Raw genomic sequence first — 21,688 nt, 5'->3', positions numbered from 1 at the left:
CTCTTGGAATAATTCTTCAGCGCGAAAATGAAAAATAGATGGAAACAATATTAGCTAATGCTCTAGAAGCCTTTAACAAACACAGTGGATGGATTATCTGGAACTTGTTTTTAGCTTTTATTCCTTTAGTTCTTAGCTTTTGGTTGTTTCTTCGGCGTAGTAACAGGCGATCGCTATTTTGGTGGATCGGCTTAGTTGTTTTTATTCTCTTTTTGCCCAATGCTCCTTATTTATTAACAGATGTTATTCATCTAATAGAAGCAATCAGAGCGGGTTATTCAATTTGGGTTACTACTTTAATTTTTATTCCTCTACACTCTTTGGCAATTTTAATTGGTTGGGAGGCTTATACAATTTCTCTAATCGCTCAAAGTTATTATTTAGAAAAACAAGGTGCTAAAAAATATATTTTTGCCTGCGAGTTACTAACTCATGCTCTATGTGCGATCGGTATTTTCATGGGTCGATTTCGCCGCTTTAATAGTTGGGATTTAGTTACCAAGCCAGATGTTTTATTGGTTACAACTATAAGCGATCTAACTGATAAACAACCCTTGTTAGTAATTGCTATTACTTTTATTATTTTGACTGGCTTATATTGGCTGACCAAGCAAGTTACTTTAGGAATTATTTTGCGAATCAAGCTGTTTTTAGATGATTTGAATTCTGAAAACAATTCAAGATAGTTAGCAAAAAAACAGCAAAGAGGGTTTGTTGCTATTTATAATAACTATGTACTTATAGCAAAAATAGAATATTGGTTCAATGAGTTTGCATTACGACTGGGCAATAGCGTTCGACTTGAAACTAGACACGCCACAGTTGGTTATCGATACGCTTAAATACATGACTCGTTCGCAATATTACGATTTCGATACTACCTTCAACGATCTCTTTTTCAGAAGTATATAGTTGGAGGAGTATGCTGCAAATCAAAAGTGAGTCTTTTTCTTACTGCCCTGGTGAAGCTGGTAGTTTATTTCGCCAAGTCTACCAATACAAAAACGCCAAATTAGACCTTGAGTATCATTTGAAATTATTTCTCTAGCTTGAATAAGTTTTTCTATTCATTTCCAGCATAACTAAATCGAGCCAACCATCACAGACATTTTGACAAAAAGAGTGCGATCGCGCTAAATATTTTTCTATATCTTGCTGCAACTGTTGGGGAAAATCTGGACGATGTTGCCAGATGTGTTGTCTGTTTTCGTCAATCCAGCTTAAAATAATTGCTTCATCCACTTCAAAGTGACATTGAAAGCCATAAATATTGTCACTAATACGGTAAGCTTGATTGTGACATTTATCGCCAGTTAAGAGTAATTTAGCTTCATCTGGCAAGTCAAAAGTATCAAAATGCCACTCCATTATCCGAATAGGTTCGAGACAATTTTTTAGTAAGGGATCGGTTTTAGTAACTTCACTAAGTGGATACAGTGGCGTGAAGCCAAGTTCTTCTTCTTGATGTTGATAAACTCTTTTTCCAAAAGCTCTGGCAATAAGTTGCGCTCCCAAACAAATACCGAGAATGGGTAAATGTTTGACAGCAAATAAATGAATTAGGCGTACAATTTCTTCGAGATACGGATAGCTTTCGTCGTCTTCGGCATTCATCGCACCACCGAGAATAATCAAACCATCGTAGGAATTGATGTTAGTAGGAAGTACATCATTGGAAAAAAGAGTAACAATTTCTATATTTACATTTCTTTCGACGATGCACTTACCCAAATATCCTAAAGAAGCAAGTTGAGAATTTTGAATTATCAGCAGGTTCATAAGCGATCGCCATTTACTATAATTTATTTAGGTAATATACGACAACAATTTGCAAAACTAAAGTGTACATGACAAATCCCAGTCTTACTTTAGAAGAAATCAAACAAATAATTTTTCAGTTGTCAATACAAGAACAAATAACACTAATTGAGGATTTAGAAGAAAAACTATCAACCACTCAGATGATGCAATTAGCTGAAACTGGTTTTTCTGAATGGAATGACGAAGAAGAAGATATTTATGATATCTAATCCTCAGCTTGAAGAAATATGGCTAGTTAAATTCCCTTTTAGCGATTTAACGTCAGCAAAACTCAGACCTGCACTAATTTTATCGGTTCATAGAGAAGAAGTGATTATTTTGGGGATTTTTTCTAAAATTCCTACGGGTAGTTTACAAGCTAGCTGGGTACTCATTGAAAACAGCAATCCTCAATTTGCTCGATTGGGCTTGAAAAAAACATCTTTGATTAGAGTAGATAAAATAGCTACAGTTAGTAAATCGGTTTTGCAAAGAAAACTAGGTACTTTATCTACAGATTTATTAGTTGAAGTTCAGAAAGCTTTGAAGATAGCTCTTAATCTTGCTTAGAAATGCAAGATAAGCTAAGTCGCATTTAAACTAAGTTGTCTTATAATGACTGCTTGGAAGTGAAGATAAATTTCATTCTCTAAGCCACTACACTATCTACCTGTAAAAAATCTCTTACTGCCTGTAAATAACTTTCCTTATCTTCCAGCATAGGGAAATGAGATGTTTTGGGCAATTCGACATAAGTAATATTGTTGTTTAGGGCGGCGGCTTGTTTACCCATTGCAGCGGGAATAATAATATCTTTTTCACCCGAAATCATTAGAGTGGGAACGCTAATTTTGGTAAACTCTTTTGGCATTATATCCACAGCTTTTTTGCTTACCGAAGTATAGATCGTGCCTGCGGCTGCGTCGTAATCTGCAAGTAAAAAATCTTCTAAAAAAGCCACGCGATCGCGCTTATTAATGGGACGATGGAGAAACCGCGCCATAAACATCTGGTCGGCAAAGGGAACTTTTAAAAACCAGTTGTAGCGAAACTTGACTACATAGCCGCCAAACTTATGAAACGCGGCAAAAGCCTTGGCATCGTATTCAAAGATACCATTGCAGGTAAGAATTGCCTGACGGACGCGATCGCTATGGCGGTTGATAAACAAAGCGGCGATTGAGGCACCCATCGAATGAGAATTGAGATAAACTCGGTCTAGATTTAAAGCATCTAACAATAATGCCAAATCGTCGGCATATTCTTCTAATTCGTAGTCAATCTCAACTGGTTCGGTGGGTAAAAGAGAACGTCCAAAACCCCTGAGATCGTATAGCAAACAGTCAAAATCATTAGCTAAAGCTTCGGCAGTACTGCGCCAGTATCTTGCCGAACCACCCCAACCATGAACGAACACCATTACGGGTTTGGTAGAGTTGGATGAGTTGCGAATCCATTCGTAGTAGTGATTTACACCGCGAATATTTACTATAGGCATTTTATCTATTATGAGCGTGCTGATTATAGATATTTAGTGTAGTGTTTAATACATTAGAAATTTCCCCCAAGTTAAAATTAATTCACTTCTGGTTTTACTAATAAATATATGGAACTCAACGGTAGTAGTCCCGCGATCGATTACGATGATTTATTCGATACTATTAGCGAATTAGTTTTATTACACTCTCCTAGCGGTGTAGAAGCAGAAATAGACAAAGTATTGCTCGATCGCTTTCAAGCTCTAGGGGTAGAAACCTGGCAAGATAGAGCCAGTAACATTATTGCTAAAATTCCTGGTAGCAAAGAAGGAAATGCGATCGCTATTACCGCCCATAAAGATGAGATTGGAGCGGCTGTTAAGTCTATCGAAGCAGAAGGATGTCTCCAGGTACGTCGCCTCGGTGGTTCGTTTCCCTGGGTTTATGGTGAAGGGGTTGTAGATATTATTGGCGATCGCCAGACAATTAGCGGCATTCTCTCTTTTGGTTCCCGTCACGTTTCCCACGAATCTCCCCAAAAAGCCCAGCAGGAAGATGCCCCTTTATTATGGGAAGATGCTTGGGTAGAAACTAAGTGTACTGATGAGGAGTTAGAGAAATCTGGCGTTCGTCCTGGTAGTAGGGTAGTAGTAGGCAAACATCGCAAACGACCATTTCGCCTCAAAAACTATATAGCTAGCTATACCTTAGACAATAAAGCCTCGGTAGCTATCTTGCTGTTATTAGCCAAATATCTGACTAACCCTCCTGTAGATGTTTATTTAGTAGCTTCGGCAAAAGAAGAAGTTGGGGCGATCGGGGCTTTATACTTTACTCAAAACCAAGCTTTAGATGCCTTAATTGCCTTAGAAATATGTCCTTTAGCGGCAGAGTTTGCTTTACAGTCCGATCGAGCACCAGTGTTGCTATCTAGAGACAGCTATGGAATTTACGATGAAAACCTCAATGCCGAAATCTTGCAGGCAGCTAAAAAAGCGCGTATTCCCCTCCAGTTTGCCGCGCTAGAGGGTTTTGGTAGCGATGGTTCGATCGCCATGAAATTCGGACACGTAGCCAGGGCAGCCTGTTTGAGTTTTCCCACCGAAAATACTCACGGATACGAAATTGCCCATCTAGAAGCGATCGCCAACTGCGTCAAAGTTTTGTTGTCTTATGGTTCTAACAGTGAGTTTTTAAAAGATATGTACTAACAATGAAATTTATCGGAATCGATTTTGGTTGGGTATCGGGTGATAGCGGACTGTGTTGTTTGGAGTGGCATAACAATAAACTAAAAATTTTAGAACTAACAACAAAGGCAGAAATAACAGAGATTTTAACCTGGATCGATCGCCATGTATCGGACAACGAACCTGCTTTGATTGCCGTAGATGCACCAACAATTATTCCCAATCAAACAGGAACGAGATTACCAGATAAATTAACCCACAAATACTTTGGTCGCTATCATGCAGGGTGTTATCCTGCCAATTTAAATCGTCCTTTTGCCGATCGCACTACTAGTTTTGGTCTTAGTTTGTCAGCCAGAAACTTTATTCACGCACCAGCGATCGAAGCACAAAAATTAGGTCGGTATCAAATCGAGGTTTATCCCCATCCTGCCATAGTAAATTTATTCGGTTTGCAAAAAATTTTAAAATATAAAAAAGGCAAGCTGGCAGATCGTAAAACGGAACTAATAAAGCTACGCGACTACATTGTTAATCAGCTACCACTATTAGAACCATCATTAGCAATCCTCGATACAGAAACCAGCCTGAAAAATCTAGTACCTATAATTGACGACAAAATAACGGGAAAAGAACTCAAGGCAATTGAAGATCGGCTAGACAGTTCGATCTGTGCTTATGTCGGTGCGTACTGGTGGTATTGGGGAAAAAGCAAAAATTTGGTTTTGGGAGATGTTAGTACGGGCTATATTGTCGTTCCCGCATCGCTGTACCATTAAAACATGGCACAATAAAAACGTTTTCTAAAAAAATCATTAATCATACTGAGTAGAATTCTCTGCTAGTAATTTTATTTACTGTTAAACAAAAAAATTAATATGACTGCAACACTACCCGCACCTGCCAAAACTCGCCGCGTAGTTTTTCCCTTCACGGCAATTGTCGGTCAAGAAGAGATGAAGCTGGCTCTAATTTTAAATGTTATCGACCCAAAAATTGGTGGCGTAATGATTATGGGCGATCGCGGTACGGGCAAGTCCACTACAATTCGCGCTTTAGCCGACCTCTTACCAGAAATTGAAGTAGTAGCAGGAGATCCTTTTAATAGCGATCCAGTTGATTCTGACTTGATGAGCGAAGAAGTCAAGCAAGCGATCGAACAGCAACTTCCCATCGAAATTGTTAAGAAAAAAGTACAAATGGTCGATCTACCATTAGGCGCAACCGAAGACCGCGTCTGCGGCACTATTGATATTGAAAAGGCTCTGGCAGAAGGAGTTAAGGCATTTGAACCAGGTTTGTTAGCCAAAGCCAATCGCGGTATTCTCTATGTAGATGAGGTCAATCTGTTAGACGACCATTTGGTAGATGTACTACTAGACTCGGCTGCTGGCGGTTGGAATACCGTAGAAAGAGAAGGAATATCTATCAGACACCCCGCAAGATTTGTCATGGTCGGTTCGGGTAACCCCGAAGAAGGAGAATTGCGTCCTCAGCTATTAGACCGTTTTGGGATGCACGCCGAGATCCATACGGTCAAAGAACCAGAATTAAGAGTGCAAATTGTCGAGCAAAGAGCCGAATTTGATGGCGATCCCAATGCTTTTTGTCAGAAATATTTTGAAGAGCAAGAAAAATTACAGTCTCAAATCGTTCGGGCGCAAGAGTTACTGCCTCAAGTTACTATCGATCGCGATTTACAGGTCAAAATTTCAGAAATTTGCTCCGAACTAGATGTAGACGGGTTGCGAGGCGATATCGTTACCAATCGTGCTGCTAAAGCACTTGCGGCTTTTGAGGGACGCAGCGAAGTTACTATTGAAGATATTCGTCGCGTTATCGTCCTCTGTCTGCGCCATCGCTTACGTAAAGATCCTCTGGAAAATATTGATTCTGGTTACAAAGTAGAAAAATCCGTAGCGCGAGTTTTTGGTTTAGAAGTTGCCGAGTAGAATAAAACGAGGAAGCGCGCCGAGGTTTCCTCGGCAAGCGCAAGTCTCGTTTAAAAGTCCAACTACTTCTCTACTGATACAACTATGGTCGATAGCACAAACGGCAAAGAACCGCCTTTAATTGAGTTAAGAGGGGTTAGCAAATGCTTTGGCAACAAAGTAATTCTCGATCGCGTCGATTTAAAGATCGATCGCGGTGAAGCTTTGGTAATTATCGGACCTTCTGGTACTGGTAAATCTACAATTTTGCGAATGATTGCTGGTTTGATCCCTATAGACCGAGGAGAAATCTATATTAGAGGCAAAAAACGTCTGGGTCTGATCGAAGATGCAGAAGACCGAATTGTTATCAGTATGGTGTTTCAACAAGCAGCACTGTTTGATTCTCTAACGGTCGAGCAAAACGTAGGCTTTTATTTATTCGAGCACTCCGATCTAAGCTACAAACAAATCAGGAAATTAGTTGATGAAAAATTAGAAATGGTAGGACTATCGGGAACTAATGATAGCTATCCTGCCGAATTGTCTGGAGGTATGCGGAAGCGAGTCAGCTTTGCACGGGCGGTTATGTCTAATCCCGAAGACGAAGACAGTAAAGCCGATGTAGTGCTTTATGACGAACCTACCGCAGGTCTAGATCCGATCGCTTCGACGGTGATTGAAGATTTAGTGCGTGACTTACAGTGTACCGAAAGAGGGTGTGGTACTTATTTAATGGTAACTCACCAAGAAAGTACCATCCGCCGCACTGCCGATCGCGTTATCTTTTTATACGGAGGCAAAATTCAGTGGCAGGGAAAAGTCGAGGAAATCGATACTACTGATAATCCTTTGGTCAGGCAATTTTTTAGTGCCAGTATTGAAGGTCCAATTGGAGTCGGCGATTAAACTATATTTAAGAGTGAGAGGATAGAATTTATCATGCGATCGCGCACTGTAAGAGAAGGCTCTGTCGGTTTATTAATTATCGTTGGTGTTGCCTTAGTAGCAGGAATTGCTCTTTGGTTGAGAGGAATTAAGTTTGGTAGCAGAAGTTACCAAATCCAAGTCGAATTTCCCGACGTTAATGGTATTCAAGTAGGTGATGGAGTTCGCTACCGAGGACTGAGAGTAGGCAAAATTGCCAATATTCAATCGGGTACTAATGGAGTCGATGTTACTCTCGAAATTTCTTCTTCTGACTTAGTTATTCCCAGAGATGTCAACGTTAAAGCTACAAGTTCTGGCTTGATTGGCGAAACCTTTATCGATATCATTCCCGAAACTCAACTATCGGCAGACCAGTTAGAGTTAAATCCCGTTGGTAACAATTGCAATGCTAACGCGATCTTATGCAATAATGCTCGCCTTCCTGGAGAAAAAGGTTTGACTCTAGACGATTTGCTGCCCTTGACCTACCGTTTTAGCCAGCTTTACGGCGATCCAGAGTTTTTTGCCAAAATTGATTCTGTAGTTGTCAATGCCTCTAGAGCCGCCGCAGGAGTAGCCGATCTGAGTCAAGATGTCTCTTTGTTGGTAAAAGATGTCGAACGAGAGCTTGCTGGCGTTTCGCAGATAACTAATAATTTGAGCGATATTGCTAATAATACTTCTAGCGAATTAGTGACCACCGCTCAAAAATATCAGACTACTGCCGATCGCGTCAGTGAATTAACCACCAATGTCAATCGCTTATTAGAACAAAATCAAGGCAATCTAACTACAACTTTAAATAGTATTAGTACCACGAGCGATCGCCTGCAAGGTTTGATTGTCAAACTAGACAATACTTTAGGTACTACCGACACCGAACAGCTAGCACAAAATTTAGAGACTCTCACGGCTAATGCTGCAGCAGCATCGGAAAATCTTAAAAATATTTCCGAGACATTTAACGATCCCAACAGCTTGGTGACGCTGCAACAAACACTAGACTCGGCTAGAGTTACTTTTGCCAATGCTCAAAAAATCACCTCCGATTTAGAAGCTTTTACTGGCGATCCTGCATTTTTAGAAAACGTCAGAAATTTAGTTAACGGCTTGAGTAATTTAGTTTCTTCTGCCGACCGTCTCGAACGTCAAATAGAAACTAGAGCTACGATTAGTTCTGCCAGTGCGCAAGGCGCGATTACGCCCCGCGTACCGCCAAAGGCGATCGCACCAATAAATGAAACTCTATCTTTTTCCAAGTTTCAGCCAGAGTCAACAACTAATTTTTCTTTCGATAAAAATAAACATCAAAGTAATGAATTTTGGCAAGAAAAATAAGGTTAGATTGGGTCACATTTTAAAACTAATAGTTTTTATATTTAATAAATATAGTTATTCCAAAAAGAAACTATAGGTATTAATTAACTAAAATGACTATAAAACTTGTTTTTCGTTGCTTCTCTTAAAACTTCTTTTGTTCGCGACTTGACACAGATTATTTTCGATAGCTAGAGTTGCCTACCCATTCGGAACTAGAGTTGCAGGTTATTTTATCAAAGCGACGAGTAGAACTTGCGTCTTTAAGATTAGCTTGGGCTAAATAAGGTTTGATTAACTTAACAATTTTAGACCAAGAAAATTCACCATTGGGTAAATACTTGGCTAACTCTTGCAAGGCTTTTCTAGCTTCTTCAATATCCTTAGTATCGTCGTTAATACTTGGCTCAGTAGATTCAATCAAGGGAACGGAATAACGCAATAAATCTTGCTGTACCGCCGCAAAACCTCGACGAACGGCTTGAGTAATTTCTACGCTGTGTTCCGCACGTCCTTTTAATTTTTGTTTGTTAAATCCTTGCTGAGAAGAAGCATATAAAGCTGGCAATCTATTTAACGCATAAGTAGCTACTTCTAAAAGATTGATTTTTTTGACAACATTTGACGGATAGCGGCGAATTTGTCTGTCAATTTCTTCTTTAACTAAAATTTCCATGACATTGCGATTTACCCAGTTGCCCTCTTGCGCTCCAATTTTCATCAATCTATCTCCGTTAATATTTTTTTAAGTAAATAAAACTAAAAATTAAATATTTTGCTTTACTCCATATATACATAAATAAATTTAAATGACTAGATATGCCGTCACAGAATCGACAAACTTCATCTAAATTTTTAACTATTAGGTTGTAAAACTTACTTTACTTTATTGAAAACTTAAATTAATTCGGTAAAAGTAACTAAAAGGTTTTAGTCTAAAATAAGTATTCCTAAGTTTAGCTAGAGAGATAACAATGCGCTTACAACAAATGCTGTTTGTCACGCTGCGAGAAAATCCAGCAGAGGCAGAAATTCCCAGTCATCAGTTGCTGCTGCGTGCGGGTTACATTCGTCGCATCGGTAGCGGTATTTACGCTTATTTACCCCTAATGTGGCGGGTGCTGCAAAAAGTCTCTCAAATCGTGCGTGAAGAAATGGATAAAACAGGGGCGCAGGAATGTTTGTTACCCCAAATACAGCCAGCACAGCTATGGCAAGAGTCGGGGCGTTGGGATACCTATACTAAAGCCGAAGGAATTATGTTTTCCTTAGTCGATCGCCAGCAGCGAGAGCTGGGATTAGGTCCCACTCATGAGGAAGTAATTACCGCGATCGCTAGAGATGCTATCCGTTCTTACCGTCAGCTACCGCTAAATTTATACCAGATTCAAACTAAATTTCGCGACGAAATTCGCCCTCGTTTTGGCTTGATGCGCGGTCGAGAATTTATTATGAAAGATGCCTATTCGTTTCATACCGATGAAGCTAGCCTCAAACAAACCTATCGAGATATGGATCGGGCATATAATAATATTCTCAAACGTTGCGGTTTGCAGTTTCGGGCAGTAGAAGCAGATTCGGGAGCCATTGGCGGTTCTGGTTCTCAGGAGTTTATGATTCTAGCAGAGGCGGGAGAAGATGAAATTCTTTACACCGAAGACGGTAAATACGCGGCAAATGTTGAAAAAGCGGTTTCTCTGCCAACCGATGCCGTAGCTTCGCCATTTACTAGCTACGAAAAGATAGAAACCCCAGACACCGCAACTATTGCCAAACTAGCAGAGTTTTTAAAATGTTCGCCTACCGCGATTGTTAAAAACGTTCTTTACGAAGCTATTTACGACAACGGTATCAAAGTATTAGTTTTAATTAGCATTCGTGGCGATCTTGATATTAATGAAGTCAAACTGCAAAACGAATTAGTTAAACTCGCTCCCCAATATAATGCCAATACCGTCATCGGTTTGAACGTACCCGATGAAACGGCACAGAAGAAATGGGCAGCAAAACCTCTGCCTCTAGGTTATATTGCTCCCAATCTCGATGATGACTGTATTAGTCCTGCTAAAGAGGTGGCACCGAAGTTTTTACGACTGGCAGATAAAACGGTAGTAAAGTTAGAAAACTTTATTACTGGTGCTAATGAGTCTAGCTACCACGTAGTAGGAGCTAATTGGGGTAAGGAGTTTACCCTTCCAGAATTGGTGGTAGATATTAAAGCAGCTAAGGTAGGCGAACGCTCGGTACTAGATTCCAGTCAAACCCTTCAAAGTGCCAGAGGAATTGAAGCAGGACATATTTTTCAGTTGGGAACTAAATATTCTCAGGCAATGGGGGCTACTTACGCTAGCGAGGCAGGTACGGAAGAACCTTTGTGGATGGGTTGCTACGGTATCGGGGTTTCGCGTCTGGCACAAGCTGCGGTGGAACAATCTTACGATAAAGACGGTATTATTTGGCCAGTAGCGATCGCACCATATCAGGTAATTATCGTGATTCCCAATATGTCCGACTCCTCACAGGTAGAAACTGCCGAACAACTCTATCAAGAATTAAACCAGGCTAACGTGGAGACTTTACTAGACGATCGCCAGGAAAGAGCGGGGGCTAAGTTTAAAGATAGCGATCTGATCGGTATTCCCTATCGGATTGTTACGGGGCGCTCGCTTAAATCGGGAAAAGTTGAAGTAGTTAAGAGAGCTAACCACGAATCTCAAGAAATCCCCCTTGCTGAGGTGACTTCGACAATTAAAACTTGGTTGGAAAAAGATACATAGATAAAAGCATGGGAGCATTGCTGTCCTTAGCAGGGAGCAGGGAGAATTTTTCTTCCGTACTCTGTCCTGCTACTCTAACTCTTTAAAGCCTAGCAACTTCTTCGGATTTGTACTCGATTAGAAATTAAGGTTATCGCGCTTTGGCTTCAATCTCTCGCATTCTACTAATAGTGCAGTGCATAATTGTTACCGAGCGAACAATTCTATTTAGTTCGGTAGCCACTGGAGTCTGTTCTCGTATCGATCGCAAAGTAGGAGTTACGGCAATAGAATGAGCAGTCATTTCTAGGAAACGAGCTGCATGTAATTTTTCGAGGCGATCGCCAATAACTGCCAGATAATTATCTAAAGCTGGTAAAGGTTGGGGTTCTTCTCCTCGATTGAGAGCGGTGGCTAAATTGTCTAACACTCTTGCAATTGCCTCAGTAAGATCTTCGATGTGAGCAAAGCGATTTTCTTCACTGAGTTCTGCTAAATGTTCGCTCAAAGCAGTTACAGAGCTAAAAAAGCTACGAATATACAGCATTAGAGTCATAACGGGTTCGATTTCTCCGCGAATATGACGCGGTTCGCTAAATAATCTTTGGGCTGCTGCTTCGGCATTGGCGTTTTCTAATGCTGCTCGATGGCGCGATCGCTGTAGCGAACTTTCACCATCATTGTTTTTAGCTAAATATATAGAGATTACTGCCTGAAAATAAGCCAGATTAGCTTGAATCGTTTGCTCTAGTTGGGTGGGAAGCTGCTCTTTTTCCCAATTAGGAAACAGTAAGTAACTGCCCAAAAGTGCCAGCCCCCCTCCAATTAAACTATCGATAATTCGCAGGATGCCAATTTTCCAGTCTCCAACTCCAATAACGTTGAGTAGCAAAATAATTACGGGTGTGAGTAAAGTAATAAAAATGCTGTAGCTCAAAGAACGCAACGACATCGCACCAAACATCAACAGCAAAACCAATGAGGCGATCGCCACAGAGTTATGAATTTGAGTCACTAAAACAATGCCAATAATACTGCCGACAATAGTTCCAAGAACCCTTTGCCCCGTACTCTGAAATGTTCCACCAAAGTTAGGTTTTAGAGCGACCAGTGCTGTTAGAGTAATCCAATAACCTCTAGATATGGGCAACACATAAGCAATTAATTGGGCGGTGATGACAATCGCTGCCAAACGTAAAGCATGACGGAAAGAAACCGAACGAAAGTTAAAATTATTTTTAATCGTGTCCCACCAAAAAGAAGGTTGTGGCTGGGTTAGAAAGAAACTGTTCGAGGGAGTAGAGCTAAAACTCAAATTAGTCGCAATTTCTGCATCGGTATGAATTTGTTGTGATAGCTTAGTCAAACTCGTAACGATTTTTCTGAGATTGACGAGTTCTGCATAATCACTAGTTTGAATTTTAAGGGTTTGCTGATGGATGCGATCGCGCACGCTTTGCCATTGGTGTTCTAACGCCTCTATACTTCGTTCTAAATCTTCTAAACCCCGTCCAGTTTGAAAACTGGAGTTTTGGCTCAAAATCAAATAGGCTGATTAAGAGAAGAAAAATAAGATCGATTTGATGTTAAAAGTAGATTACGCTCGTTGGAATCAAAGCAAAGAGTTATTAAGAACAGAGGCATTGGCTGCCAAACATCCTCGAACAAGAGAGAGACTGATGGCATTGTATGAAATTAGTGAAGGGAAAAGTGCTACAAAGGTAGGGGAACAAACCCGAAGAAATCCCCAAACAGTAATGGAATGGGTGCATCGTTATAATCAAGAAGGTCTCAAAGCCGTCGAGTATCAAAGAACGGGAGGAAGAAACCCTTTTTTTCCGAAACGGTGCGAAAAGATTTAGGGAATCAAATCCAGAAAGCTCTTTTAAGGTCAGCATTAGCACCACAAGAAAGAGGGAGGAAATCTCAAGGGTTTCCACGTTGGACGTTAAAAAGATTCGTCCACTGGCTGAAACAGAAGTGGAAGATAAATTGTTGTCGAGAGACAGTCAGAAAAACTCTTAAGCAGATGGGTTTTTCCTGGAAGAAAGCGAAGAAGTTGCTTAATAAAGGCAATACCGCCAAAAGAGCTGAATTTGTCGAACAAATTACTGAATTATTAGAGGATGCACTTCATCAAAAGCGATTAATTATCTATATTGATGAAGCCCATATACATTTAGATACCGATGAAGGTTACGGTTGGTCAATTCGGGGAGAAAGGTTTTGGGTCAGCTCTAGTTCTCCTGGAAGAAAGAAAGTCTCTTTTTATGGTGTTTACCTCTATAATCAGGCGCAAACCAGAATTTTTCCTTATGAGAAAGCAGAGAAAATTAATACCATTGATGTTCTCAAAAAGTTGCGAGTCGAATTTCCCCAGCAACAAATAACTGTGGTTTGGGATGGCGCACCATATCATCGTGCTAAAGTGGTCACCGAGGCAGCATCAGCAATGGACATCCATCTTCTACAATTACCTGGCTATAGCCCAGATTTTATGCCTGTCGAACATCTTTGGCAATGGCTCAGAGAAGACATAACTTATCATGTTTGTTATGACCAACAACAAGAGTTAATTTCTGCTGTTGCTGATTTTCAGCATCTAATTAATACTACTCCACTGTTTTTAAGCGATCGCTTGTGGGTTAAAAAACACCTCGATCCAGAAGAAGAAAAACTACGGTTTTCAAAGTAGATGCGGTTTAAAGGTATCGATCGCTCTTTTTTTAAAGCAGTTGACAATCTCTGCAAACTTACTACTATTTGTTCTGTCCCTCTTTCGATTTCTGGTTGTAAAAGAGCGAATAAAGACTTCTGAGAAGCGATCGCGATTAATTCTGCCAATGCCACCAGGGAATTAGCAATTTGATTGGCATCTTCCAACAACACCAGCAATCGTTCTCCTCTGGGATTATCGGTTTTTTCTTTAGTCCAAACCGAAGTCCACATATCGCGGGCAAAAATTATATTTTGAATTGCTGCATCTTGTGTTTGTAAAAAATTTGTATCTTCCTGTTGCAAATTGGTTACTCGGTTCTGTGCTAACTGAGTCAATTTACTCAAAGCAAGATAGCAATCGGCAACTGACTGAATGACGGGTTTATAGGGTCGTACTATCCATAAGCTCAACGACAATACCATAGTCCACAGTCCGCCAGCCAGACAAAGCAGACATTGTTCGAGAATCGTAACCAAATTGGGAAACGACGAAAATCTAGCTAGTGAGATAATAAACATCATCGAAATAACTAAGCTAACTCTCGCCGCTGCCGCATCATACAAACCAGCCAAACCGAGGACAAAAATGACTGTAAAGGTCGTGGCAATAGTCAACCAAAAATTACTACTAACTAAATTGGCGATTAACAAAGCCAAAGTAATACCAACTGTTGCCGTACCGATTGCTAGAGCTTGCTGGCGATAAGTTCCATTAATATTAACCATTCCGACAAATAAAGCCGAGATAGTTGCGATCGCACTTGCCGTAGGTTTACCGAGAAGAAATCCTACTGCAATAGGTGCTCCTAAGACTAAAAGTGTTCGCAAGCCATAGATGTAAGCGGGTTTACCCTGCTGGAGTTGAAACTGCTGCCATAACCAACCAAGAAACTGCCGATTTTTTGGGGACATTAACTTACTGTCTGCGATGTAGAAATAAATACATAAATTTAGAATAAATTTGTGATGAAGGGAATTAAAGTTTTAATGAATCAAGATGTTGCAAAAATACATTTAGTAGTTGCTGCAATCTTTGTTATAGATGTTGTTCGGGCGATCGAAGTAGACATTTTAATTAACTGAGTCGCGTTACAAACTCACGACAGTAAATAAAAACTATGGCAGTATAAGTGTAATCACTTAAGTGAAAACACTCGTTCTAAATATTTTAGTTTTTATTTTTTAAATATGTTCTTCTCTCGCCTACTCAAGTTCACTCAAACTCTACCCTTTGTTTGGTTTAGCTGTCTGACAGGAGTAATTATTTTACAATGTCAGCAATATCGAGATTTTTTCACTCCATCTTCATCAAACAACTATTATCAAGAAGAACAAGAGCAAAAAAGATTGGTTAACGCTCAACAACAACTTCCTGGTTTAGATTATGACAACATAGTTGCTGATTGGACTTATTTGAATTTTATTCAATATTATGGCGATAAACCAGCTAGAGAACAGACTGGTCACTCATTGGTTACAGATTATTTTAAAACAATTAGCAGTTTCGATCCTCGTTTCTCTAAAGCCTATTTAACTCTTTCTACTGCTAATACTATCCATGCTGGTAAGCCCGAAGAAACTATTATTTTAATGGAAAAGGTTTTAAAGTCAGTTTCTCCAGAATCGCCAGAAGCTGCCTTATTATGGACAGCAAAAGGTTTAGATGAGTTATTGTATTTAGGGGATATTCAAGCGGCTAAAAATTCTTATAAAACGGCAGCAGACTTAGCTTCTATTCATGGAGAGAGCGGTGCAGAACTAGCTGTTCGCTATCGTAATACTGCTGAGTTTTTAGCTCAAAATCCCGACATTACTGAGGCTCAAATTTTAGCCTGGTCGCTGGTTCTTCCTAATATTCGAGATAAGCAGCACCGACAAGAAATTATCACTAAAATTGATGAACTTAAATCTAAATTACAAACTGCTCAAGAAACCGAGCAATAATTATTAACTAATGTTTATTTACTAACAACTAGCAACTAACGTCTAACTACCGTATTTAGTTAACTTCATTCTTGAAATTATACTTATTTTTATCGCGACACTCAAAAACTTTGGCTGGAGTTTCTAAATAGCAATCTTCAATGCGATCGACTCTCTTAATAGTAGACTCAAAAAAATCTTAGTAGTTTGGTGGTAGATAGCCTGGATGGTGTAAGTAAGCATCACCATCTTTGGTATTGAGTTTAGGTGCTCGTTCGTATACAGACTCCTTTTTTAAGGTTTGCAGTAATCGCTCGTAAACTCTGTCACCTAGTTTTTCTTTCAGGCGATTGGAAACTAGCAATGCTACCCCTGGAATATTTTTACTTTTACCAATAAGTTTAAGCTCATTATTTATTTTGCCAAAAGCCATAATATCTTCCTACAATAGTTTTTTGAGGTTTGCTAAGTATATCGACCCAATTAAATTAAAAACCTTTAAATAGCCATAATTCCCTTTTGCCTTTTGACTTTCGACTTTTGACTTCCGCATAGCGGTACTATGCTTCATCTTCAAACTTATATCCCACTCCCACTACAGTTTTAACAAAAGTAGGATTAGCAGTATCAGGCTCAATTTTTTTACGCAAGCGTCTGATGTGAGTATCGACTACACGTTCGTCACCAAAAAAATCATTACCCCAAAGCTTATCTATTAGTTGGGTACGACTCCAAACCCGACCTGGATAGCTGATAAAAGTCGCCAATAAATTAAATTCCAAAGTAGTGAGATCGAGATTTTCTGCCGCTTGAGAGTTTAGCTGACGAGTTGCAATACGCTGGTCTAAATCAACTGTAAAATGCTTGGTGCGATAAATTTGAGATGATTCTTGTGTGCTATGACGCAGACTGCGGCGCAATAAAGCTCTAACTCTCGCTACTAATTCTCTGGGGCTAAATGGTTTGACTAAATAATCATCGGCACCAGTAGAAAGACCAATAACGCGATCTATTTCTTCTCCTCTGGCGGTCAGCATCAAAATGTAAGGATCTTTAACGTTAGGCTGTTGGCGAATGCGAGTACATACTTCCAAACCGTCCAAACCAGGAAGCATGAGATCGAGAATTACTAAATCGGGTTCTTGCTGTTTAAAGCTTTCTAGTGCCAGTAAGCCGTTACTCGCGACCGCACAACTAAAATTTTCTCTTTCTAAGGTTTGTTTAATTAGTTGAGCGATTTCGCTTTCGTCTTCAACTATTAAAATTTCCATTTTTGCTAACCCCTACTAAGTAACTTCACTTAATTAAACATAAAATATTTTGATTTGGAGAGTAAGGAAGTAGGGAATTAGAGAAGTAGGGAGATTTCCTCAAGTCCTTTATATCCCCAAGTCCTCAAGCGTCGATCGGGGTAATTAGTTTGACATTTAATTAGTAAAGGTGTCAGTTGGTTGTAAGGTGAAATACTGATAAACAAGATGAGACATCTGCTGAATAAATTCTTTAGCCTGTGGGTCGTTGTCGGGACGCTTGACTAATACAGAGGCTATGTAGCGTTTACCGTTAGGCATATCGATAATCCCTGCATCTCCTAAAACTGATTTAATATCTCCTGTTTTGTGAGCGATTATCGCTCCTGCTTCTAAACCTTCAGGAAGAAGCGTATTACGGACAATACTTCTCATAATTAACAGCAGGCGATCGCGCGATTGTATAGAAACTAATTCGCCGCGAGCGAGTTGAACCAGTAAATTGCCCAAATCTTCGGTACTGGTAGTGTTAGTTCCTGTTAAATCTGGTAATGGGTTTTGCAATCTAGTAGCAGTTAAACCCAAATCAATAAATCTTTGATTGAGAGCAGCTTGTCCCCCCAAACGCTCGATCAACATATTAGTAGCAGTATTGTCGCTTACCGTAATCATTAAAGTAACAGTTTCGAGAGCGGTATATTTTGTGCCTATGGGTTCGTACTGCATACCACCCGAACCACCACCAACAACTTCTTCGGTTATAGTTAGTTCTTCCTGTAGGTCGATCTTGCCCGCGTCTACATCTTGGAAGAAAGCAATCAGTATTGGTAATTTAATCGTACTAGCGGAAGAAAGTGGGGTTTGACCATCAATACTGACATAGCTTTGAGTATCGAGATCGGCGAGAAATACTTTTGGTTCTAGTTGGGGATATTGAGCAGCTAAGTCTTCTAATTGGGCTTGAAGAGCGGGAATTTCTTTGCCCAACTCAGCAATAGGAAACAACTTTTCTAATCGAGAGGTATTGCTGTCGGCGTTTTCTGCCAAAACTTTATCTGGTGAAACATTATCTTGAGGTGAAGTTACCTGAAGTGAATTGGCTATAGAGATGGTCGTTCCCAAAATAGTACTCAAACCAACGGCAATTACTGCTAAATTTAGCGTTACCAAAAAAGGTATGTATAAAGGAGAAGCTCGAAAGCGAGAGTGCCAGAAAGTAGTAGGATGTTTAGCTGTTCTTGGCTGTAAATCGGCAGTAAACTTTTGGCGAGTGCGGCTTTTGGGCTGTTGGTGGTTGCTAGATGATAGTCGATTTACAGCTGCCGAAGTCGAATCGCTCCAGTTCGCACGACGGAATAATTTAAGACTGCGGCGAGCGCGATTGGCTTTTGGTTTAGAAATACTTTCGGGTTTGGGACTCACGGCTTGTTTCTTCTCCGACACAAATTAGAAATATACTACCCAGATTGAAAGAACGATCGGACGTAGAATTTTCCTACATTTACTACCCGCCCGATCTCTATTCTTTCGTTTTCGACGAGTTGTTTATCGACCACTGTATTTGACGGAGTATTCCTCGCAACATTGCTACCTCGTTACTTGTAAGCTCGGCTCGATTATAAAGCCGTCGAAACTTATCCATTCTGGCTGTAGCCGTATGGGGATAGAGATAGCCTATATCTAACAGTACAGCTTCAAGATGCTGGTAATAAGCTTCTAAAACTTCCAGCGAGGCGCTATTTGCTGAGTTAGCGTTGTTGCTGCCAGTAGGATTTTTAACAACGTCAACCGCAGACTGGGCAAAATTACTCGATTTCTCCTGTACGGTAACATAGCCAACAAACTTGTCAAGATTGTTTCGCCAGCTTTGGTACAGTTCGTAAGCGCAAACAGCCACCGCTTGCGCCAAATTTAACGAAGGATAATCGGGATGGGAGTCGATACAGACAAACCTCTGAGCGTATTTTAGTTCGCTGTTACTCAGTCCTCGTTCTTCGGCACCAAAAATTAAAGCGGTGTTTGAGTTTGGGGACAATAACCAGGGTAAAGCTGCTGAGGGAGATTCTAACTTAATCGGAAAAGTGCGCTGTCGAACGGTAGTGGCGATCGCTCTTTGACAGCCTACTAATGCGGTGGGCAAACTATCTACAATAACAGCATTTTCTAAGACATCAATAGCGTGTACCGCCATTTTTTTTGCTTCATCAGAGTAGCGATCGCAGCGGGGATTTACTAAGATTAATTGGGACAAACCCATATTTTTCATTACCCGAGCGATCGAACCAACATTTAACGCTCCTGCTGGTTCGACCAAAACAATTTTAATCTTGGCTAGGGGATTCACTAATCTTATTTGTCAAGTGATAGCTGCAATTCTGGCTTTGAGGGCGTGGAATATTCTGCCAATAGCTCGCGGAATTCTTTACCGTCAATAGTTTCTCGTTCGATTAACAAATCGACCAGGCGATCGACTGCCAATCTATTGTCGCGGATAATTGCTTTAGCTCGTTCGTAACATTCTACCGCGATCGCTCTAATTTGAGCGTCAATTCGAGCGGCTACCGATTCAGAATATTCGGCACGCTGCATCGAATCACCACCTAAAAAGACTGGTTGCTCTTGCCCTTCTAATGCCAGCAAGCCTAAATCGGACATACCGAACTTAGTTACCATTTTACGTGCCAGATCGGTCAGCATTTTAATATCTTGTTGTGCGCCCTGGGTCACTTCATCCCTACCAAAAACAATTTCTTCAGCCGCTCTTCCGCCTAAAGTCGCGGTAATCTGCGCCATAATTTTAGATTTAGATTCCAAACCCAGTTCTTCATCGGGGGTAAACCAGGTCAAACCGCCCGCACCACCTCTGGGAATAATGGTTACTTTCTCTACAGGGTAGTGATTGGGAGTTAGAGTGGCAACTACTGCATGACCGACTTCGTGATAGGCAATCAAACGTTTGTATTTACTGTCAATTAAAGGTATACCTTCCATTCCCGCCACGATGCGGTCTATAGCATCATTGATTTCTAGCATAGTAGCAGCAGCTTTGTAGCGTCTGGCGGTCAAAATTGCCGCCTCATTGAGTAAATTAGCTAAATCCGCCCCGCTAAATCCCGGGGTACGACGAGCCACAGCTTCTAAAGAAACTTCGGGATCGATTTTTTTACCCCGTGCGTGAACTTCTAAAATTCCCAATCTACCGCGAAAATCGGGATAATCTACTACTACCTGGCGATCGAAACGACCAGGACGCAACAGAGCGGGATCGAGAACGTCGGGACGGTTGGTGGCAGCGATAATAATAATGCCAGAATTGCCTTCAAAGCCGTCCATTTCAGTCAACAACTGATTGAGGGTTTGTTCTCGTTCGTCGTTACCACCGCCTATTCCCGAACCTCGTTGACGACCGACGGCATCAATTTCATCGATAAATACCAAACAAGGAGCGTTTTCTTTGGCTTTTTTAAACAGATCGCGGACGCGAGAAGCACCCACACCGACAAACATTTCGACGAATTCCGAACCAGAGATGCTAAAAAAAGGTACGCCCGCCTCTCCAGCGATCGCTTTTGCCAGCAGGGTTTTACCAGTTCCTGGCGGTCCAATTAACAACATCCCTCTGGGAATTTTCGCGCCTACGGCGGTAAATTTTTCTGGCTCTTTTAGAAAAGTTACTACTTCCTGTAGTTCTTCTTTAGCTTCTTCTATACCAGCGACATCGTCAAACTTGGTTTCAGTTTTGGCTTCCATCTGAAATCTGGCTCTAGATTTACCAAAGCTAAAAGCTTGACCAGAAGCATTTGCCGAACGGCGGATTATCATAATTAATCCTGCCAGCAAGACAAAGATAATTGCTAGATTGAGTAAAACGCCAACAGCAGTAGAGCGATCGATCGATTCGTCAACGCTAAAATCTATACCTCGACTGCGAATTTCAGAAATCAAACCTTCGTTGCGATCGAACAACAATACTTCTTTAGGTTCGGCGTTTTCAGGTTGTCCCTTTAACTCAACCCTGGCTGTATTGGTAGTTTTATCTAGTTCGACTTTAGTAACATCCCCTGCTGCTAGTTTTTCTTTAAACTGGCTATAGCTTAATTCGTTATCCGATTTTTGTTGTGCCAAAGCCGGTGTTACTGGCATTAAAGTCTGTAAAATAGTCAAACCTACAGCCAGTTTGCCGACAGCAGCAGTAATAAAATGTTTGCGTTGCGGTTTTCCTTTAGTAGTTAGCTTAATATTTGTACCAATATTTGGTTTTTTCTTAGAGATCCAACCCTTATTTTTCATAGGTAGTCTTATATAAAAAAATGGTATTCGAGATAATTTAAGCCTAACCAAAATATTTTGGTTTTCGCTACTATTTAACTCACTATGCTGGCGTTTTTCGGTGAA

General features: G+C 40.5%; 22 protein-coding genes. 12 read left to right on the top strand and 10 right to left on the bottom strand.

Annotated features, from left to right (window positions below; translation table 11 throughout):
• The first annotated feature begins 38 nt into the window (after window positions 1-38).
• A complete protein-coding gene (locus KV40_RS12010; RefSeq protein WP_036481506.1) occupies window positions 39-686 on the top strand; it encodes a DUF1361 domain-containing protein in 648 nt (215 codons plus the stop codon).
• 358 nt (window positions 687-1,044) lie between these two features.
• Here the strand turns inward: KV40_RS12010 and KV40_RS12005 are convergent, their stop codons facing one another.
• Window positions 1,045-1,779, bottom strand: a complete 735-nt coding sequence (locus KV40_RS12005) for a type 1 glutamine amidotransferase (RefSeq protein WP_036481503.1) — start codon at window positions 1,777-1,779, stop codon at window positions 1,045-1,047.
• 68 nt (window positions 1,780-1,847) lie between these two features.
• Between KV40_RS12005 and KV40_RS12000 the strand changes: the two genes are divergently transcribed.
• Both KV40_RS12000 and KV40_RS11995 read left to right on the top strand, forming a co-directional pair.
• Window positions 1,848-2,030 carry a hypothetical protein gene (locus KV40_RS12000; protein ID WP_036481501.1) on the top strand — a complete coding sequence of 61 codons (183 nt, stop codon included), beginning with the start codon at window positions 1,848-1,850 and terminating at the stop codon, window positions 2,028-2,030.
• Complete coding sequence (locus tag KV40_RS11995; RefSeq protein WP_036481498.1) at window positions 2,020-2,370, top strand: type II toxin-antitoxin system PemK/MazF family toxin; 351 nt, start codon at window positions 2,020-2,022, stop codon at window positions 2,368-2,370. Before KV40_RS12000 ends, KV40_RS11995 begins: the two co-directional genes overlap by 11 nt.
• A gap of 79 nt (window positions 2,371-2,449) precedes the next feature.
• Here the strand turns inward: KV40_RS11995 and KV40_RS11990 are convergent, their stop codons facing one another.
• Window positions 2,450-3,298 (bottom strand): alpha/beta fold hydrolase, encoded by an 849-nt coding sequence (locus tag KV40_RS11990; protein ID WP_036481495.1) that lies wholly within the window; start codon window positions 3,296-3,298, stop codon window positions 2,450-2,452.
• 108 nt (window positions 3,299-3,406) lie between these two features.
• Here KV40_RS11990 and KV40_RS11985 point away from each other — a divergent pair, with 108 nt between their 5' ends.
• The 5 genes from KV40_RS11985 to KV40_RS11965 all read left to right on the top strand — a co-directional run bounded on the left by KV40_RS11985 (window position 3,407) and on the right by KV40_RS11965 (window position 8,667).
• The gene (locus KV40_RS11985; RefSeq protein WP_036481492.1) at window positions 3,407-4,489 is read left to right on the top strand and encodes a M42 family metallopeptidase; all 1,083 of its coding nucleotides are present in this window, start codon (window positions 3,407-3,409) and stop codon (window positions 4,487-4,489) included.
• A 2-nt stretch (window positions 4,490-4,491) separates the two neighbouring features.
• Window positions 4,492-5,247, top strand: coding sequence for a DUF429 domain-containing protein (locus KV40_RS11980; protein WP_036481490.1), 756 nt, complete (start codon window positions 4,492-4,494; stop codon window positions 5,245-5,247).
• Between the two features lie 99 nt (window positions 5,248-5,346).
• Window positions 5,347-6,420 (top strand): magnesium chelatase ATPase subunit I, encoded by a 1,074-nt coding sequence (bchI, locus tag KV40_RS11975; RefSeq protein WP_036481487.1) that lies wholly within the window; start codon window positions 5,347-5,349, stop codon window positions 6,418-6,420.
• Between the two features lie 84 nt (window positions 6,421-6,504).
• A complete protein-coding gene (locus KV40_RS11970; protein WP_036481483.1) occupies window positions 6,505-7,308 on the top strand; it encodes an ABC transporter ATP-binding protein in 804 nt (267 codons plus the stop codon).
• 33 nt (window positions 7,309-7,341) lie between these two features.
• Window positions 7,342-8,667, top strand: coding sequence for an MlaD family protein (locus KV40_RS11965; RefSeq protein WP_072013816.1), 1,326 nt, complete (start codon window positions 7,342-7,344; stop codon window positions 8,665-8,667).
• Between the two features lie 157 nt (window positions 8,668-8,824).
• On the opposite strand, the gene KV40_RS11960 is transcribed toward KV40_RS11965, so the two are convergent.
• A complete protein-coding gene (locus tag KV40_RS11960; protein WP_036481480.1) occupies window positions 8,825-9,367 on the bottom strand; it encodes a late competence development ComFB family protein in 543 nt (180 codons plus the stop codon).
• 253 nt (window positions 9,368-9,620) lie between these two features.
• Between KV40_RS11960 and proS the strand changes: the two genes are divergently transcribed.
• Window positions 9,621-11,423 (top strand): proline--tRNA ligase, encoded by a 1,803-nt coding sequence (gene proS, locus KV40_RS11955; RefSeq protein WP_036481477.1) that lies wholly within the window; start codon window positions 9,621-9,623, stop codon window positions 11,421-11,423.
• Window positions 11,424-11,553: 130 nt separating this feature from the next.
• On the opposite strand, the gene KV40_RS11950 is transcribed toward proS, so the two are convergent.
• Window positions 11,554-12,942 (bottom strand): FUSC family protein, encoded by a 1,389-nt coding sequence (locus KV40_RS11950; protein ID WP_172657278.1) that lies wholly within the window; start codon window positions 12,940-12,942, stop codon window positions 11,554-11,556.
• A gap of 43 nt (window positions 12,943-12,985) precedes the next feature.
• On the opposite strand from KV40_RS11950, the gene KV40_RS11945 reads away from it, so the two are divergent.
• Window positions 12,986-13,264 carry a helix-turn-helix domain-containing protein gene (locus KV40_RS11945; RefSeq protein ID WP_036476788.1) on the top strand — a complete coding sequence of 93 codons (279 nt, stop codon included), beginning with the start codon at window positions 12,986-12,988 and terminating at the stop codon, window positions 13,262-13,264.
• On the top strand, window positions 13,249-14,097 hold the full coding sequence (locus KV40_RS11940) for an IS630 family transposase (RefSeq protein ID WP_072013741.1): 849 nt from the start codon (window positions 13,249-13,251) through the stop codon (window positions 14,095-14,097). Before KV40_RS11945 ends, KV40_RS11940 begins: the two co-directional genes overlap by 16 nt.
• Here KV40_RS11940 and KV40_RS11935 read toward each other — a convergent pair.
• Window positions 13,998-15,032, bottom strand: coding sequence for an FUSC family membrane protein (locus KV40_RS11935; RefSeq protein WP_052055579.1), 1,035 nt, complete (start codon window positions 15,030-15,032; stop codon window positions 13,998-14,000). The genes KV40_RS11940 and KV40_RS11935 overlap by 100 nt on opposite strands.
• Window positions 15,033-15,308: 276 nt before the next feature.
• On the opposite strand from KV40_RS11935, the gene KV40_RS11930 reads away from it, so the two are divergent.
• Window positions 15,309-16,064 carry a hypothetical protein gene (locus KV40_RS11930; protein ID WP_036481473.1) on the top strand — a complete coding sequence of 252 codons (756 nt, stop codon included), beginning with the start codon at window positions 15,309-15,311 and terminating at the stop codon, window positions 16,062-16,064.
• A gap of 178 nt (window positions 16,065-16,242) precedes the next feature.
• Here the strand turns inward: KV40_RS11930 and KV40_RS11925 are convergent, their stop codons facing one another.
• From KV40_RS11925 to ftsH, 5 genes are all read right to left on the bottom strand, one after another.
• Window positions 16,243-16,476, bottom strand: coding sequence for a hypothetical protein (locus KV40_RS11925; RefSeq protein ID WP_036481470.1), 234 nt, complete (start codon window positions 16,474-16,476; stop codon window positions 16,243-16,245).
• Between the two features lie 127 nt (window positions 16,477-16,603).
• Window positions 16,604-17,314: a response regulator gene (locus KV40_RS11920; RefSeq protein WP_036481468.1), complete on the bottom strand. Its 711-nt coding sequence runs from the start codon at window positions 17,312-17,314 to the stop codon at window positions 16,604-16,606.
• A gap of 156 nt (window positions 17,315-17,470) precedes the next feature.
• Window positions 17,471-18,715, bottom strand: coding sequence for a serine hydrolase (locus tag KV40_RS11915; protein ID WP_253274237.1), 1,245 nt, complete (start codon window positions 18,713-18,715; stop codon window positions 17,471-17,473).
• A 97-nt stretch (window positions 18,716-18,812) separates the two neighbouring features.
• Window positions 18,813-19,637: an RNA methyltransferase gene (locus KV40_RS11910; protein WP_036481463.1), complete on the bottom strand. Its 825-nt coding sequence runs from the start codon at window positions 19,635-19,637 to the stop codon at window positions 18,813-18,815.
• A gap of 5 nt (window positions 19,638-19,642) precedes the next feature.
• Window positions 19,643-21,583 carry an ATP-dependent zinc metalloprotease FtsH gene (gene ftsH, locus KV40_RS11905; protein ID WP_081942836.1) on the bottom strand — a complete coding sequence of 647 codons (1,941 nt, stop codon included), beginning with the start codon at window positions 21,581-21,583 and terminating at the stop codon, window positions 19,643-19,645.
• Window positions 21,584-21,688: the final 105 nt, after the last annotated feature.

It is taken from the genome of Myxosarcina sp. GI1, from assembly GCF_000756305.1.
Taxonomy (GTDB): Bacteria; Cyanobacteriota; Cyanobacteriia; order Cyanobacteriales; family Xenococcaceae; genus Myxosarcina.
The sequence above is the reverse complement of the archived record's forward strand: the minus strand, read 5'-3'. Positions and strand labels throughout refer to the sequence as shown.